The organism is Bradyrhizobium sp. WSM2254, assembly GCF_000472645.1.
Lineage (GTDB): Bacteria > Pseudomonadota > Alphaproteobacteria > Rhizobiales > Xanthobacteraceae > Bradyrhizobium > Bradyrhizobium niftali.
Window position 1 is genome coordinate 25,599 of sequence record NZ_AXAB01000042.1, and the last position, 16,090, is coordinate 41,688.

The following is a 16,090-nucleotide window of genomic DNA, read 5'->3' on the forward strand; positions in this document are numbered from 1 at the left end:
GGGAATCTCTCAGATGCAACTCGGCATGATCGGCCTCGGCCGGATGGGCGGCAACATCGTTCGCCGGCTGATGCGCCACGGCCATTCGACCGTGGTCTATGACAAGGACGCCAAGGCCGTTGCCGGCCTTGCCGCGGACGGCGCGGTAGGCTCGGCGACGCTGGAGGAGTTCATCGCGAAGCTCGAACGGCCGCGCACGGCCTGGGTGATGCTGCCGGCGGGGCGCATCACCGAGACGACGATCGACACGATCGCGGGCGTGATGCAGGAAGGCGACGTCATCATCGACGGCGGCAATACGTTCTGGCAGGACGACGTCCGCCGCGGCAAGACGCTGAAGGCACGCGGCATCCACTATGTCGACGTCGGCACCTCCGGCGGCGTCTGGGGTCTCGACCGCGGCTATTGCATGATGATCGGCGGCGAGAAGCAGGTGGTCGACCGGCTCGATCCGATCTTCGCCGCGCTCGCCCCCGGTGCCGGCGACATTCCGCGCACGGACGGGCGTGAGGGGCGCGATCCCCGCATCGAGCAGGGCTACATCCACGCCGGTCCCGTCGGCGCCGGCCACTTCGTCAAGATGATCCACAACGGCATCGAATACGGCCTGATGCAGGCTTATGCCGAAGGGTTCGACATCCTCAAGAACGCCAACATCGAGGCCTTGCCGGCGGATCATCGCTACGATTTCGATCTCGCCGACATCGCAGAAGTCTGGCGGCGCGGCAGCGTGATCCCGTCCTGGCTGCTCGATCTCACCTCGACCGCGCTCGCCGACAGCCCGCAGCTTTCGGAATATTCCGGCTTCGTCGAGGATTCCGGCGAGGGCCGCTGGACCGTGAATGCGGCGATCGACGAGGCGGTGCCGGCCGAAGTCTTGACCGCAGCGCTCTACACACGTTTCCGTTCCCGCAAGGAACACACCTTTGCCGAAAAAATTCTCTCCGCGATGCGCGCGGGTTTCGGCGGCCACAAGGAGCCGAAGCAGCCGGGCGCTTCGAAGCCCAAATAAGACGCCGAAGCATGCGTAACCAAGCGAAGGCCGATCATTCGTGACAAAAGACCCGCAAACAAAGCGCAAGCCGGAAAATTGCGCCTTCGTCATCTTTGGTGTCACCGGCGACCTCACTCATCGCCTGGTGATGCCCTCGCTCTACAATCTCGCCGCCGAGCACCTATTACCCGAAAAATTTTGTGTCGTCGGCGTGGCCCGTAAGGGCCAGTCCGATGACGAGCTGCGCGACAGCCTGTTGAAGGGCCTGCGCCAGTTCGCGACGCGGCCCGTGGACGACGATATCGCCCAGAAGCTGCTGCAATGCCTGACCTTCGTCGAAGCCGACCCGAAGGACCCGCCGTCCTTCGACCGCTTGCGCGAGCATCTGGATTCGCTGGAATGCGCGCAGGACACCGGCGGCAACCGGCTGTTCTACCTGGCAACGCCGCCCGCCGCGTTCGCGCCGACCGCGCGCGAGCTCGGCCGCACCGGCATGATGAAGGAGAACGGCGCCTGGCGACGCCTCGTGATCGAAAAGCCGTTCGGCACCGATCTCACCTCGGCACGCGCGCTGAACGCCGAGCTGCTGAAGATCATGGACGAGCACCAGATCTACCGGATCGATCATTATCTCGGCAAGGAGACGGTGCAGAACATCCTGGTGCTGCGCTTTGCCAACGGCATGTTCGAGCCGATCTGGAATCGCAACCATATCGACCACATCCAGATCACCGTGGAGGAGAAGCTCGGCGTCGGCCATCGCGGCGGCTTCTACGATGCCACCGGCGCGCTGCGCGACATGGTGCCGAACCATCTGTTCCAGCTGATGTCGCTGGTCGCGATGGAGCCCCCCGCCCGCTTCGACGCGCATTCCGTGCGCTCCGAGAAGGCCGACGTGCTCACCTCGATCCAGCAGCCAAGCCGTGAAGAAGCGCTGAAAAATTCGGTGCGCGCGCAATATCTCGCCGGCCGCATCGGCGACGACGCGATCACGGACTATCGCAAGACCGAGGACGTCAAGCCCGGCAGCACCACCGAGACCTTTGTCGCACTCAAGCTGATGATCGACAATTGGCGCTGGGCCGGCGTGCCGTTTTACTTGCGCACCGGCAAGGCACTGGGCCACAAGCGGACCGAAGTCGCAATCAAGTTCAAGCAGGCGCCGCTGTCGATGTTTTCGGGCACGGACGTCGACCGCCTGTCGCAGAATTTCCTTACCATCGGCATCGCGCCGACCGAGACCATCGAGCTGCAGTTCAACGCCAAGATTCCGGGCCCGAGCATCACCATCGACGGCGTCGAGATGAAGTTCCGCTATGGCGACTATTTCCGCGTCGATCCCTCGACCGGCTACGAGACACTGATCTACGACTGCATGATCGGCGACAACATCCTGTTCCAGCGCGCCGACGGCATCGAGGCCGGATGGCAGGCGGTGCAGCCGTTCCTGGACGCCTGGAAGGGCGAGGGCACCAACGGCATCGAGACTTATGAAGCCGGCAGCGACGGCCCGGCCTGCGCCGACGAATTGCTCCGGCGCGACGGACGAAGCTGGCGGAAGTTTTCGTGATGGCGGCGGCCGGCCAGCCGGAGCTGATCGTCGCAGCCGACGCCGAGGCCCTTGCGCGAGCCGCGGCCGAACGGGTGATGGCGCGGATTGCGGCCAACGCGGGGCGAATCGCGATCTGCCTCACCGGCGGCTCCAGCCCGAAGAAGCTCTATCAATTACTCGGCAGCGATGCCTGGCGTGGAAAAATCCCGTGGGATCGCGTGCACTGGTTCATCGGCGACGAGCGCTTCGTGCCTGAGAGCGATCCCCTCAACAACATGGCGGTGGCGCGCGCGACCTTTCTCGATCGCAACGCGCCCTCTGGCCACATCCACCCGATCCCGACCGCGGCTGAGAGCCCGGACCAAAGTGCCGAGACCTATGCGCGCGAGCTGCAGGCCTTCTACGGTTCGGAAAGCCTCGATCCGGCCCGGCCGCTGTTCGACCTGGTCTTGATGGGCGCCGGCCCGGACGGCCACACCGCCTCGCTGTTTCCCGGCTACCCCGAAATCGAGGAAATGCAGCGTTGGGTCGTCGGGGTGCCCAAGGCCAATGTGGCCCCCTTCGTGCCGCGGGTCTCCCTCACCCTGCCCGTCCTTGCATCCTGCCGCGAAATGCTGTTCGAGATTGCGGGACATGACAAGCAGCCGATCTTGACGCGCCTCCTCAATGGCGAGACTCTGCCGGCTGTACGCGCGCGCTCGAATGGTGAGACCGTCTGGCTGGTCGACCAGGCCGCGCTTCCGGAGGAAATTCGTGGCGGGCGTTGAAGCACCTTGTGCGTTGATCGTGATGGGCGTGTCGGGCTCGGGCAAGAGCACGGTTGCGGAGGCGCTCGGCGAGCGGCTCGGCTGGCGCTTCGAGGACGGCGACAGCTTTCATCCCGCCAGCAATGTCGAGAAGATGAAGGCCGGCCATCCGCTCACCGACGAGGACCGCTGGCCCTGGCTCAATGCCATCGCCGACGAGATCGAACGGGTCTGCAGGAGCGGCAAGCACGTCATCATCGCCTGCTCGGCGCTGAAGCACACCTATCGTGACGTGCTGCTGCGGGGGCGCGACGACGTCCGCTTCGTCTTCCTGAAGGGCACGAAGGAGCTGATCGCCGAACGCCTCGCGCACCGCAAGGGCCATTTCATGCCGCCAGGGCTGCTGACGAGCCAATTCAACACGCTGGAAGCCCCGGAGGCGAGCGAGCACGTCATCACCGTCTCGATCGACGAAACCGTCGAGGCGATCGTGGACGGCGTCGTGCGGCAATTGAAACTGGGCGGCGCAATACCCAAGGTCCTGCCATGACGCAAATCTCTCTCGTGGTGTCCGACGTCGACGGCACGCTGCTGACCAAGGACAAGACGCTGACGGAACCTGCGAGGTCCGCGGTGCAGCGGCTGCACCAGGCCGGCATCGGCTTCACCATCACCTCCAGCCGTCCCGCCATCGGCATGCGCTTCCTGATCGAGCCGCTGGGGCTGTGGCTGCCGGTCGGCCCGTTCAACGGCTCCTCGATCGTCGATCCCGAGATGAAGCCGGTCGAGCAGCACCTGATCCCCGCAGCCGCCGCCGAACGGTCCTTGCAGATCCTCCGGGAGTTCCGCGCCGACATCTGGCTGTTCACCACCGACAAATGGCTGATCGACAACCCCAGCGGCAAATACGTCGCCCATGAGCAGCACACGATCCGCTCCGATCCGACCATCGTGACGGATTTCTCGCCGTACCTTGCGAGCGCCTGCAAGATCGTCGGCGCCAGCGCCGACGCCGCCGGGCTCGCCGCTTGCGAGAAGGCGATGCAGGAGGCGCTCGGCAGCGAGGCGACCGCGGTGCGCTCGCAGACCTATTATCTCGACATCACCCCGCCAGGCTTCAACAAGGGCACCTTCGTCGAGGCGATGGCCAAGCGGTTGGGGATCTCGACCGACGCGGTCGCCACCATCGGCGACATGCAGAACGACCTTGCGATGTTCCGCGTCAGCGGCGTCTCGATCGCCATGGGCAATGCCACCGACGACGTCAAGGACCAGGCCACCCACGTCACCGCCACCAACGAGCAGGACGGTTTTGCCGAGGCGATGGAGATGATTTTGAAGCTGAATGGGGTGGGCTGAGTCACTACTTCGACCGCTGCACCGCCGGCTTCTCGCTCTCCTGCCTTGCCGCCGAGAGATTATGCGCGGTGTTGATCAGCGCGATGTGGGTCAGCGCCTGCGGGAAATTTCCGGTCTGGCGGCCCGCCAGGGAATCGTATTCCTCGGCCAATAGGCCGACGTCGTTGGCAAGGGCGGCCACGCGGTCGAACAGTGCCTGCGCCTTGTCGAGATTGCCCGACAGCACATGCGCATCGGCCAGCCACAGGCTGCAGGCGAGGAACGCGCCCTCGATCGGCTGCTTTTCCTCGGACATTTCGCGCGGATCGTGGCGCAGCACGAAGCCGTCGCGCATCAGGTGCTTTTCGACGGCTGCGATGGTGCCGCGGATGCGCGGGTCTTCCGCCGGCAGGAAGCCGACCGCCGGCAGCAGCAGCACGCTGGCGTCGAGCAGCTTTGAGCCGTAGGACTCGACGAAGGCATTTTCCTCCGCGCCGAAGCCCTTGTTGCAGACGTCGCGATGAATGGCGTCGCGCAGCGCGCGCCAATGCAGCAGCGGCGCCCTGAAACCAAAGGTCTCGGCGCTCTTGATGCCGCGGTCGAAGGCGACCCAGGTCATCACCTTGGAGAAGACGTAGTGCCTCGGCTCGCCGCGCCGTTCCCAGATGCCGTTGTCGGGATGGTCCCAGACCTCGGCGAGATGGTTGAGCACGGCGCATTCCAGCGCCCAGCTCTCGTCATCGAGCTTCAGCTTCGCCATGCGCGACTGGTGGAAGGCGTCGATCAGCTCGCCGTAGACGTCGAGCTGGAGTTGCGCATGCGCGGCATTGCCGACGCGCACCGGCTTGGCGCCCTCATAGCCGTCGAGCCAGCCCGCCTCCCATTCCAGGAGCCGGCGCTGGCCCCAGATGCCGTACATGATCTGCATGTTCGCCGGCGAGCCGGCGGCGGCGCGCAAGAGCCAATTGTGCCAGGCCAGGGCTTCCTCGGTGTAGCCCGAGTTCATCAGCGCCAGCAGCGTGAAGGTGGCATCGCGCAGCCAGCAGAAGCGATAGTCCCAGTTCCTGCTGCCGCCGAGCTTCTCGGGCAGCGAGGTCGTGGGCGCCGCGACGATGCCGCCGGTCGGGTCGAAGGTCAGCGCCTTCAGCGTGATCAGCGAGCGCATGATGAGATCGTGATACTCGCCGTCCCGCGTGCAGCGGCTGCACCAGTCCTGCCAGAATTTTTCGGTCTCCTGGAGCGCGATCTCCGGGTCGATCGGCGCGGGCGGATCGAGGTGCGAAGGGCCGTAGGTCAGCACGAACGGCACGGTCTCGCCGGCCTTCACCTCGAATTCGGCAACCGTCGTCAGGTCCTCACCGCGGGTCTCGACCGGCGTGCGCAGCACCGTCATGTCCTGGCCGGCAACCGCCAGCAGCGAGCCGTCCTTGCAGCGGCGCACCCAGGGAATGTCGACGCCGAAGCCGAAGCGGATCACGAGCTCCATCCGCAGCTTCACCGTGCCGCTGACGCCGCGCACCAGCCGCACGACGTCGGACGCCTTGCCGCGCGGCGGCATGAAGTCGATCAATTCGACAATGCCGCTCCTGGTCTCAAACCGCGTTTCGAGGATGAGAGTCTGGCCGAGATAGCGGCGTGACGTCGTGGTGACGTCTCCGGCTGGCGCGATCTGCCAGCGGCCGTTCTTGCGCGTGCCGAGGATCGCGGCAAAGCAGGCGTCGGAATCGAAGGCGGGCCAGCACAGCCAGTCGATCGAGCCGTTGCGCCCCACCAGCGCAGCGGTCTCGCAATCGCCGATCAGCGCATAGTCCTCGATCCTCTGAGACAATGTTTCCGAGCCCGAGAAATTTCCGGCGCGTCAACTCCCGCCGGACAGTGAACGTTCCCGCGTCGCAGCCTTCAAAGCCGCAAGATTAACCTTGGCGGCGATCTTGTCGAGCGTAACCGGGAGGCGCTGGCGCCAATTCGGGTGTTCGTCGATCGTGCCGGGGATGTTTGGCTGGTCGATCACACCCAAGAGATCCTCCATGGACACCGCGAGCAGCCGCGAGGGCGTCCGCGACAGGAAGGCGAGCACCGAATAGAGATCGTTGGCGTTGATGCCGTTCTGGCGCAGGATCTCATCGAGCATGCCGAGCGCATCCCAGCGCGCCTGGTCGTTTTCGCCGGGATCGAGCCCGAGCGACAGCTTCATCTTGAGATCGCTGAAGGAGCGCCAGCCCGCATAGGTGCAGAGGTCGTGCGTGTTCAGTGTCACCAGTGCGTTCGGCCGGTAATAGTCGATGTTGCGGAAGTGGCCGGCATCGTCGCGCTCGAACATCATGACGAGGTAGGACCAGATGCCGAAATCCTGCATCGTTTCGCGGAAACCTTCCGGCACCGTGCCGAGGTCCTCGCCGATCACGATGCATTTATGGGCCGCACTCTCGCGCGCGACCGCGCCCAGCAGCGCCTCGAACGGCATCTGCACATAGGCGCCGTTGTCGGGCTTGAAGCCGCGCGGCACGAGATAAAGCCGCTTCAGCCCGAGCACGTGATCGATCCGGATGGCGCCGGCATGGCGCATCGAGGCGGCCAGCATGTCGGCGAACGGCACGAAGGATTGCGCCTCTAGGCCGCCGGAATTGAAGCCGGCAAGGCCCCAGTCCTGGCCGACCGTGTTGAGCACGTCCGGCGGCGCGCCGACGGCGAGATGGCGCGAAATCGCCGTCTGCTCGTTCCAGGCATCGAAGCCGTTGGACTGCACGCCGACGGCAACGTCGAGATAAAGCCCGACCCGCATGCCGAGCTGGCCGGCCAGCTCCTTGGCCGCATGCAACTGGCTATCGGCGGTCCATTGCACGAATTCGACGAACTCGACCTCGCGCTTGTCAGGCCCGTTGCGCAGCTCGGCGCATTTTGTCGCGTCCGGCTGCCGCCACTCGGGCGGCCATTCCCACCACGGCCCGGTGAAGCGATGCCGCAGCACCTCGAAGCAGGCAAAACGGGACAGCAGCGGCGCGCGATCCGCGCGGAAGGCGTCGAACTGGTTGCGGCGGACACCGCTCGCGCTCGTCACGAAGCTGTTGAAGGCAGCGCGCAAGGCCAGCCATTTCAGCGCCGCCATATCCGCATATGGCACCCGGTCGCCTTCGCGCAGCCGCGCGGCGGTCGCTGCCGCGTCGGGGACGAGGTCCGGGGAATATTCCGGGATCGCCTCGACGTCGATGTAGAGCGGATTGAGAAACAGCCGGCTGTTCGGCGAATAGGGGCTGCAATCGGCCGGGTGGTCGTCGAACAACACGTGCAGCGGATTGAGGCCGACACCGTCGGCCCCCAGCTGCTTTGCGAGCCGGACGAGGTCGGCGAGGTCGGTGAAATCGCCGATGCCCCAGTTGCGGTCCGACCGGACGCTGTAGAGCTGCACGGCGAGCACCCAGCCGCGGTCGAACTCGCCGCCGAAGGCGCGCTCGGGCGCCACGATCATCGGCACTTCTTCGGTCACGCCTTCGGCATCGGTCAGCGTCAAGCGGTGATAGCCGAGCGGCAGGCCGGCGGGCCAGGCGATGACGGGCTCGCGCGTCGCGCCTTGCGCGATCACATTGCCGTTGCCGGCGATCTTCCATTGCAGCGGCGGCGCGCCGGTGGCCGCCAACTCCGTCCGCGGATGTCCCAGGGCGCGAACCACAACGGGCCCGCTGACGAAGCGATAGACCCGCTTCTCCGGCAGGGCGTCGAGGATGGATTTGAGGGCCACGGGATCGGTGACCCGCAGCTTTCCGAGGGCGTCGACGAATTCGGACTGAACACCCTTGATCTGGGCTTGAGCTAAAAGATCCATTCGGCACGCAGCTTGCAGGCCATTGTTTGGCCGGGGGCGGGGATTTTAACGAGGTGGCGGAAGACGTTAGTCAGGGGTAACTCACGAACCGGGCCTGCCGTTCCCAGGGGGAACTAATGACACACAAGCGGCTTTCTATATAGGTATCAAGCGTAGGTTCCCGGCAAGGGAAACGGGCCCTGCTTTCTTGTCAATGGCATCACCGTGAACAAGACAATTCAAACTGTCGAAAGTGCCGCAGCCGGCAGCGCTTTCCTCATCGAAGACGTCTATCCCTTGATCGACGGCGGTCGCTTCGCCGTGAAGCGGATCGCGGGCGAGCGCGTCGGCGGTCGCTTCGCCGTGAAGCGGATCGCGGGCGAGCGCGTCGAGGTGTGGGCCGACATCTACCGCGATGGCGAGGCCGTGATCGGCGCCGCGCTGATCTGGCGTCGCGAGCAGGACCGGGAATGGCGGAGCGAGCCGATGATCCATCACGGCAATGACCGTTGGTCCGGCGCGTTCACGCCCGTCGAGCCCGGCCAATATGTCTACGCAATCGAAGCCTGGACCGACGAGTTCGCGACCTGGTCTCACGCGGTCGCGCGCAAGCAACTGTCCGGCGCCGATGTCAGCCTCGACGCCATCGAGGGCGCCGGGCTCCTGACCAAGGCGCATGGCGCGCGGCAAGACGCCGCGGCGGTGATCGTCAGACAATGCGAGGACTATCTTCAGACCGGCGATGTCACCCCGCTGCTTTCAACCGAGCTCGGCAACGCCATGGCCGAGAGCCAGTTGCGGCCCGACCTCACCCGCTCGCCGCCGTTCCCGCTGATCGCCGACCGCGACAAGGCGCGCTGTGGCGCCTGGTATCAGATGATGCCGCGCAGCCAGAGCCGGATCCCCGGCCGGCACGGCACGCTGCGCGACTGCATCGCGCGCGTGCCCGATATCGCCGCGATGGGCTTTGACGTGCTCTACTTCACGCCGGTCCACCCGATCGGGCATAACAGGCGCAAGGGCCGCAACAATTCACCGGTCGCCACAGAGGGCGAACCCGGCTCGCCCTATGCGATCGGCGCCGCCGAGGGCGGACACGACGCGCTGCATCCCGAGCTCGGCACCATCGAGGATTTCCGCGCGCTGGTCGCGACCTGCCTCGAATACGGCCTCGAGCTCGCGCTCGATTTCGCCGTGCAATGCTCGCCGGACCATCCCTGGCTGAGGCAGCATCCGGAATGGTTCAAGTGGCGGCCCGACCGTTCGGTACGGACGGCGGATGGCCCCTATTCGGACATCGTCATCCCCGATTTCGCCTCGGTCGACCGGGCCGGGCTGTGGAACGCGTTCCGCGACGCCATGCTGTTCTGGATCGACCATGGTGTCACCATGTTCGCCATCGACAATCACGATACCGCGCCGCTTCCGTTCTGGGAGTGGCTGATCCGCGACATCCGCCGCCGACATCCCGAGGTGATCCTGTTCTCCAAGACGTTTGCACGGCCGAAACTGATGAAAGGCCTCGCCAAGCTCGGCTTCGCGCAGTCCTTCACCTATTTCCCCTGGCGCACCTCGAAGTGGGAGCTGGAGCAATATCTCGGCGAGCTGACGCGTTATCCCGAACGCGACTTCTATCGCCCGAACCTGTTCGTGAATACGCCCGACCTGCTGCCCTATCATCTGCAGAGCGGCGAAGCCTGGGCCTTCAAGTCACGGCTCGCGCTGGCCGCGACGCTGTCGGGCAATTACGGAATCTATAGCGGCTTCGAATTGCTCGAGCACGAAGCCGTCCCCGGCCATGAGGAATATCTCGATTCCGAGAAGTACCAGATCAAGCAGCGCGACTGGGACAAGCCCGGCAACATCAAGCCTTACATCACCGGGCTCAACCGCATCCGCAACGACAATGCGGCGCTCCAGCAGACGGCGAACTTGCGATTTCTCGGCGTGGAGGACGGCGAGACAATCGCCTTCGTCAAGGAAGCGACCGACCCGGCCAACACCGTCGTCGCCGCCATCGCACTCTCGCGCCATGCGCGCGAATTCTGGTTGCCGCTCGGCGACCTCACCATCGACGTCGGCGGCGAGCGCCGCCACGTCACCGCCCTCGAAAATCTCCTCACCGGCGAACAGTCCCGCATCGAATGGGGCGGGATCAGGTTGCGTATCGATCCCGACCGCGATCCGGCATTGCTGTTCCGCTGCCTGGCGTAAAGGCTGAGCGCCATGAATGTTCTGTCTTCCGTCGACACCAAGAAGATTGAGGCTGCCGAGGTCGTGGATGAGCTCTGGTACAAGGACGCCATCATCTACCAGCTCCACGTCAAGGCGTTTGCCGACAGCAACCATGACGGCATCGGCGACTTCGCCGGCCTGACCGAGAAGCTGCCCTATCTCCAGGAGCTCGGCGTCACCGCGCTGTGGCTGCTGCCGTTCTATCCTTCGCCCGGGCGCGACGACGGCTACGACATCGCGGACTACGGCTCGGTCAATCCCGATTTCGGGACGATGAAGGACTTCAAGCGCTTCATCCAGGAAGCGCAGAAGCGCGGCTTGCGCGTCATCACCGAGCTCGTCGTCAACCACACCTCGGACCAGCACAAATGGTTCAAGCGCGCGCGCCGCAGCCATCCGGGCTCGAGCGCCCGCAACTGGTATGTCTGGAGCGACACCGACCAGAAATACCAGGGCACGCGCATCATCTTCACCGACACGGAAAAGTCGAACTGGACCTGGGATCACGAGGCCGGCGCCTTCTACTGGCACCGTTTCTTCTCGCACCAGCCGGACCTCAATTTCGACAATCCGCGCGTCGTCAGCGCCCTCATCCAGGTGATGAAGCGCTGGCTGGACGCCGGCGTCGACGGCTTCCGGCTGGATGCCATTCCCTATCTGTGCGAGCGCGAGGGCACCTCGAACGAGAACCTTCCCGAGACGCATGCGATCATCAAGCGTCTGCGCCAGGAGCTGGATTCCTACTCCAAGGGCAAGCTGCTGCTGGCCGAGGCCAATCAATGGCCGGAGGACGTGCAGGAATATTTCGGCCGTGGCGACGAATGCCACATGGCCTACCACTTCCCGCTGATGCCGCGCATCTACATGGCGATCGCGCAGGAGGACCGCTTCCCGATCACCGACATCCTGCGCCAGACACCGGACATTCCGGCAAGCTGCCAATGGGCGCTGTTCCTGCGCAACCACGACGAGCTGACGCTGGAAATGGTCACCGACGTCGAGCGCGACTATCTCTGGACCACCTACGCCAACGACCCCCGCGCCCGCATCAATGTCGGCATCCGCCGGCGCCTCGCGCCGCTGATGGACAACGACCGCCGCAAGATCGAGCTGATGAACTCGCTCCTGCTGTCGTTCCCCGGCACGCCGATCATCTATTACGGCGACGAGATCGGCATGGGCGACAACATCTATCTCGGCGACCGCAACGGCGTGCGCACGCCGATGCAGTGGAGCCCGGACCGCAACGGCGGCTTCTCGCGCTGCGACCCGGCCCGTCTCTACGCGCCGCTGATCATGGATCCGGTCTACGGCTATGAATCGGTGAACGTGGAGGCGCAGTCGCGCAGCCTGTCGTCGCTGCTCAGCGCCACCAAGCGGCTGATCTCGGTGCGCAAGTCGACGCTCGCCTTCGGCCGCGGCACCATGACCTTCATCCGCCCCGCCAACCGCGCCGTGCTGGCCTATGTCCGGCAATATGGCGACGAGGTGATCCTCTGCGTTGCCAACCTCTCGCGGGCGGCGCAGGCGACCGAGCTCGATCTGACGCCGTGGAAGGACCGCATCCCGCAGGAGATGCTCGGCCGCACCCGCTTCCCGGCAATCGGCGAGCTGCCCTACATGATCACGCTGGGGCCGTACGGCTTCTACTGGTTCCAGCTCATGGAGCGCGACAAGTCCGAGCCGGTGACGTCGCGCGCGGTGCCGGAGTTCGAGACGCTGGTCGTACCGGTGAATTCGAACTGGGTTTCTCTCGCCCGCGAGCGCGGTGTTTTCGAACGCGACGTGCTGCCGGGATTCTTGTCACGGACGAGATGGTATCCCGAGCATAATCCCAAGCAAATCGAGACCGCGCTGACCTCGGCGGTGCCGTTCTGCGACATCGGTGACAACCGGCCCTGGATCGCGTTCTTCGAGACCAAGCAGGAAGACGTGGCGACACGCTACGTGATGCCGTTACAGATCGAGTGGGTGCGCTTCGACCGCGAGCGCTTCAATCCGAGGGCGCTCGCCGCCGTGCGCCAGGGTGCGCGCGAGGGCACGCTGCTCGACGTCGCGACCGACCAGATCTTCATCGGCCTGTTCCTGCGCAACCTGTCGCAGAACCTGGTGGTGGAAGAGAACAATCTGCGGCTCGAGTTCAAGGCGACCAGCCGGTTCGCCGATTACACCATCAAGGAGCCAGAACGCATCCGCGCGATCGAGCAGTCGAACAGCACCGCGCTGGTCGACAACCAATACGTCGCCAAGATCTATCGCCAGCTCGAAGGAGGCACCAATCCCGAGATCGAGATCGGCCGCTACCTCACCGAGATCGCCCGCTTTGCCAATACGCCGGCGCTGCTCGGCAGCGTCGAGCTGGTCGAGGGCGATCAGCGCAGCGCACTCGGCGTGCTGCACGCCTATGTCGAGAACCAGGGCGACGGCTGGGCGGTGACCACCGGGTATCTCGACCGCTATATCGACGAGCAGCGCGTCTGGTCGGCGGGCGAAACGCCGCGCGAGACCCAGGAGCAGGCGCCCTACCTGCACTTCATCGCGCAGATCGGCCGGCGCCTCGCCGAGCTGCATGTCGCGCTGGGTGCGGCAACGCCCGATGAACTCGCTCCGGAGCCGATCGGCTCCGCCCACGTCAAACACTGGGTCTCCGACCTCAAGGCACGCGCCGAGCGGGTTTTCGAGCGACTGGCCGACAGCCGCGACGGCCTGCGGGAAGCGGACCGGCCGCTGATCGATCAGCTCACGGCAGCGCGCTCGAGCCTGCCCGACCGCCTGAATGCGCTCTTGCCATCCGACATCGACGGGTTGAACATCCGTCATCATGGCGACTTCCGGCTCGGGCAAATTCTGATCGTGAAGGACGATATTTTCATCATCGACTTCGACGGCGATCCGCGTCTGCCGCTGGCCGACAGGCGGCGCAAGGCGCCGGCCGCCCGCGACGTCGCCGGCCTGATCCGCTCGATCCATCTTTCGGTTAACGCGGCGCTTGGCCGAGCCCTTTCAGGAGGTACCGACGAGCAGAGCCGGCTTGTGGCCGCGCTCGCCGAATGGCGCGTGCGCGCCACCACGACCTTCCTGTCCGCCTATCGCGAGGCCGTGACCGATCGGCGATTGTGGCCGGAAGCTCCGCAGTCCGCGGAAGGCCTGTTAAGGTTTTTCCTGCTTGATCAAGCGTTCGACGAAGTAGAGTACGAGCTGTCCCACCGGCCTGAGGGGCTCCATGCGCCGCTGACCGGACTGCTTCGCATTCTGTCCAATGCCGAGAGCGAAGCCCATGCCTAAACTACCAGCCGAGGCCTACGCGATCATCGAGGGCCGCCACGCCGACCCCTTCCACTATCTCGGGCTGCATCCCGAGGGCGGCAAGAGCGTGGTGCGCGCCTTTCTGCCCGAGGCCTCCAATGTCGAGGCGGTCGGCGAGCACGGCGAGGTCGCCCGGCTCGACCGCGTCCACGACGCAGGCCTGTTCGTCGGCGCCTTGCCGAACGGCTCGAAGCATTACCAGCTGCGCGCCAAATTTGGCGACGACGTCGTCGAGTTCGAGGACGCCTACCGCTTTCCGCCGATCCTGACCGATTTCGACCTCTATCTGCTCGGCGAAGGCACCCATCAGCGCCTCTACGACAAGCTCGGCGCGCATCCGATGCGGCTCGAAGGCATCGACGGCATCGGCTTCGTCGTGCTGGCGCCGAATGCGCGTCGCGTGTCGGTGGTCGGCGACTTCAATTTCTGGGATGGTCGGCGCCATCCCATGCGGGTGCGCGGTGCCGGCTATTGGGAATTGTTCATTCCGCATGCGAAGAACGGCGATCACTACAAGTTCGAGGTCATCGGCCCGCATGGCCATCTGCTGCCGCTGAAATCCGATCCGCTGGCGTTTGCGAGCGAGGTACGGCCGAAGACGGCCTCCATCGTGTTCGACGAGGCGCACCTGCCGCGTCCGCGCCCGGCGCCTGACGGCATTAATGCGCTGTCGGCGCCGATGTCGATCTACGAGGTCCATCTCGGCTCGTGGCGGCGCAAGGGCGACAATGAATGGCTCACCTACCGTGAGCTGGCCGAGCAGCTGCCGGCCTATGCCCGCGACATGGGGTTCACCCATCTCGAATTCCTCCCCGTCAGCGAGCACCCGTTCGACGGCTCCTGGGGTTATCAGCCGACCGGCCTCTATGCGCCGACCAGCCGGTTCGGCACGCCGGAGGATTTTGCCGCGCTGGTCGACGCCTGCCACCGCGAAGGCGTCGCCGTGCTGCTCGACTGGGTGCCCGGTCACTTCCCGGACGATCCGCACGGGCTCGGCAGCTTCGACGGCACCTCGCTCTACGAGCACGCCAACCCGCTCCAGGGCCGGCACCTCGACTGGGGCACGCTGATCTACAATTACGGCCGCACCGAAGTGACGAACTTCCTGGTGTCGAACGCACTGTTCTGGCTGGAGCGCTACGCGATCGACGGCCTGCGCGTCGATGCCGTGGCGTCCATGCTCTATCTCGACTACAGCCGTCCGCCCGGCGCCTGGATTCCGAACCAGTATGGCGGACGGGAGAACATCGAGGCGATCGATTTCCTGCGCCGCTTCAACACCGAACTGTTCGCCCGCTTTCCGCAGGCGACCACGGCGGCAGAAGAATCCACGGCGTGGCCGCAGGTCTCGCGCCCGGTCGAATTCGGCGGGCTCGGCTTCGGATACAAGTGGAACATGGGCTGGATGCACGATACGCTGAACTACATCAGCAAGGATCCCATTCACCGCAAGCATCATCACGGCGAGATCCTGTTCGGCCTGCACTACGCCTTCTCGGAAAACTTCATCCTGCCGCTGTCGCATGACGAGGTCGTGCACGGGAAGCGCTCGATCCTCGGCCGCATGCCCGGCGACGAATGGCAGCGCTTTGCGAATCTGCGCGCCTATTACAGCTTCATGTTCGGCCATCCCGGCAAGAAGCTGCTGTTCATGGGCGCCGAGATCGCGCAAAGCGGCGAATGGAATCACGACCAGTCGCTCGACTGGCACCTGCTCGAATACAAATATCATTCCGGCATCCAGGCGCTGATCCGCGATCTCAACCGGCTCTATCGCGCGGTGCCGGCGCTGCACCAGATGGACTGCGACCAGGCCGGTTTCGAATGGCTGATCACCGATGACGCCAACCGCAACGTGTTCGCCTGGCTGCGCAAGGGGATCGATGCGCACGCGCGCTGTCTGGTGATCGTCAACTTCTCCCCCAACGTCTATCGCAACTATCGCGTTCGCGTGCCCTTTGCCGGCAAATGGAAAGAGGTATTCAACTCGGACTCCGCCCATTATGGCGGCAGCAATGTCGGGAACATCGGCGAGGTTCATGCCGTTGACGGCAAGACGCCCGAGCTCCGCCTCACCATCCCGCCGCTCGCCGCGATCTTCCTCGTTCCGGAAAGCTGAC

General features: G+C 65.0%; 10 protein-coding genes. 8 read left to right on the top strand and 2 right to left on the bottom strand.

What is annotated here, in order from left to right; genetic code table 11:
* Positions 1-13: 13 nt before the first annotated feature.
* From gnd to A3M7_RS0128025, 5 genes are read left to right on the top strand one after another with little or no spacing between them, the layout of a single operon-like run.
* A complete protein-coding gene (gene gnd, locus A3M7_RS0128005) occupies positions 14-1,012 on the top strand; it encodes a phosphogluconate dehydrogenase (NAD(+)-dependent, decarboxylating) (RefSeq protein WP_027546897.1) in 999 nt (332 codons plus the stop codon).
* Positions 1,013-1,052: 40 nt separating this feature from the next.
* On the top strand, positions 1,053-2,564 hold the full coding sequence (zwf, locus tag A3M7_RS0128010) for a glucose-6-phosphate dehydrogenase (RefSeq protein ID WP_027546898.1): 1,512 nt from the start codon (positions 1,053-1,055) through the stop codon (positions 2,562-2,564).
* Positions 2,564-3,313, top strand: a complete 750-nt coding sequence (pgl, locus tag A3M7_RS0128015) for a 6-phosphogluconolactonase (protein ID WP_027546899.1) — start codon at positions 2,564-2,566, stop codon at positions 3,311-3,313. Before zwf ends, pgl begins: the two co-directional genes overlap by 1 nt.
* A complete protein-coding gene (locus A3M7_RS0128020) occupies positions 3,300-3,842 on the top strand; it encodes a gluconokinase (protein ID WP_027546900.1) in 543 nt (180 codons plus the stop codon). The genes pgl and A3M7_RS0128020 overlap by 14 nt, the downstream gene beginning before the upstream one ends.
* Positions 3,839-4,651 (top strand): HAD family hydrolase, encoded by an 813-nt coding sequence (locus A3M7_RS0128025; RefSeq protein WP_027546901.1) that lies wholly within the window; start codon positions 3,839-3,841, stop codon positions 4,649-4,651. Before A3M7_RS0128020 ends, A3M7_RS0128025 begins: the two co-directional genes overlap by 4 nt.
* Before the next feature lie 4 nt (positions 4,652-4,655).
* Here A3M7_RS0128025 and A3M7_RS0128030 read toward each other — a convergent pair whose 3' ends face one another.
* Together A3M7_RS0128030 and malQ are read right to left on the bottom strand one after the other, a co-directional pair.
* Positions 4,656-6,458 (bottom strand): glycoside hydrolase family 15 protein, encoded by a 1,803-nt coding sequence (locus tag A3M7_RS0128030; protein WP_027546902.1) that lies wholly within the window; start codon positions 6,456-6,458, stop codon positions 4,656-4,658.
* 30 nt (positions 6,459-6,488) lie between these two features.
* Complete coding sequence (gene malQ / locus A3M7_RS0128035) at positions 6,489-8,450, bottom strand: 4-alpha-glucanotransferase (RefSeq protein ID WP_027546903.1); 1,962 nt, start codon at positions 8,448-8,450, stop codon at positions 6,489-6,491.
* A 204-nt stretch (positions 8,451-8,654) separates the two neighbouring features.
* Between malQ and A3M7_RS0128040 the strand changes: the two genes are divergently transcribed.
* Genes A3M7_RS0128040 through glgB form a run of 3 tightly spaced genes read left to right on the top strand, consistent with a single transcriptional unit; the run spans position 8,655 to position 16,089 of the window.
* Complete coding sequence (locus A3M7_RS0128040; protein WP_027546904.1) at positions 8,655-10,643, top strand: maltotransferase domain-containing protein; 1,989 nt, start codon at positions 8,655-8,657, stop codon at positions 10,641-10,643.
* 12 nt (positions 10,644-10,655) lie between these two features.
* The gene (gene treS / locus A3M7_RS0128045; RefSeq protein ID WP_027546905.1) at positions 10,656-13,949 is read left to right on the top strand and encodes a maltose alpha-D-glucosyltransferase; all 3,294 of its coding nucleotides are present in this window, start codon (positions 10,656-10,658) and stop codon (positions 13,947-13,949) included.
* On the top strand, positions 13,942-16,089 hold the full coding sequence (gene glgB, locus A3M7_RS0128050; RefSeq protein ID WP_027546906.1) for a 1,4-alpha-glucan branching protein GlgB: 2,148 nt from the start codon (positions 13,942-13,944) through the stop codon (positions 16,087-16,089). The genes treS and glgB overlap by 8 nt, the downstream gene beginning before the upstream one ends.
* Position 16,090: the final 1 nt, after the last annotated feature.

Excerpts from the sequence above, each read along its gene's own strand:
- malQ (WP_027546903.1), bottom strand. The coding sequence starts at position 8,450 with ATGGATCTTTTAGCTCAAGCCCAGATCAAGGGTGTTCAGTCCGAATTC.
- gnd (WP_027546897.1), top strand. The coding sequence starts at position 14 with ATGCAACTCGGCATGATCGGCCTCGGCCGGATGGGCGGCAACATCGTT.
- pgl (WP_027546899.1), top strand. The coding sequence starts at position 2,564 with ATGGCGGCGGCCGGCCAGCCGGAGCTGATCGTCGCAGCCGACGCCGAG.
- glgB (WP_027546906.1), top strand. The coding sequence starts at position 13,942 with ATGCCTAAACTACCAGCCGAGGCCTACGCGATCATCGAGGGCCGCCAC.
- A3M7_RS0128025 (WP_027546901.1), top strand. The coding sequence starts at position 3,839 with ATGACGCAAATCTCTCTCGTGGTGTCCGACGTCGACGGCACGCTGCTG.
- treS (WP_027546905.1), top strand. The coding sequence starts at position 10,656 with ATGAATGTTCTGTCTTCCGTCGACACCAAGAAGATTGAGGCTGCCGAG.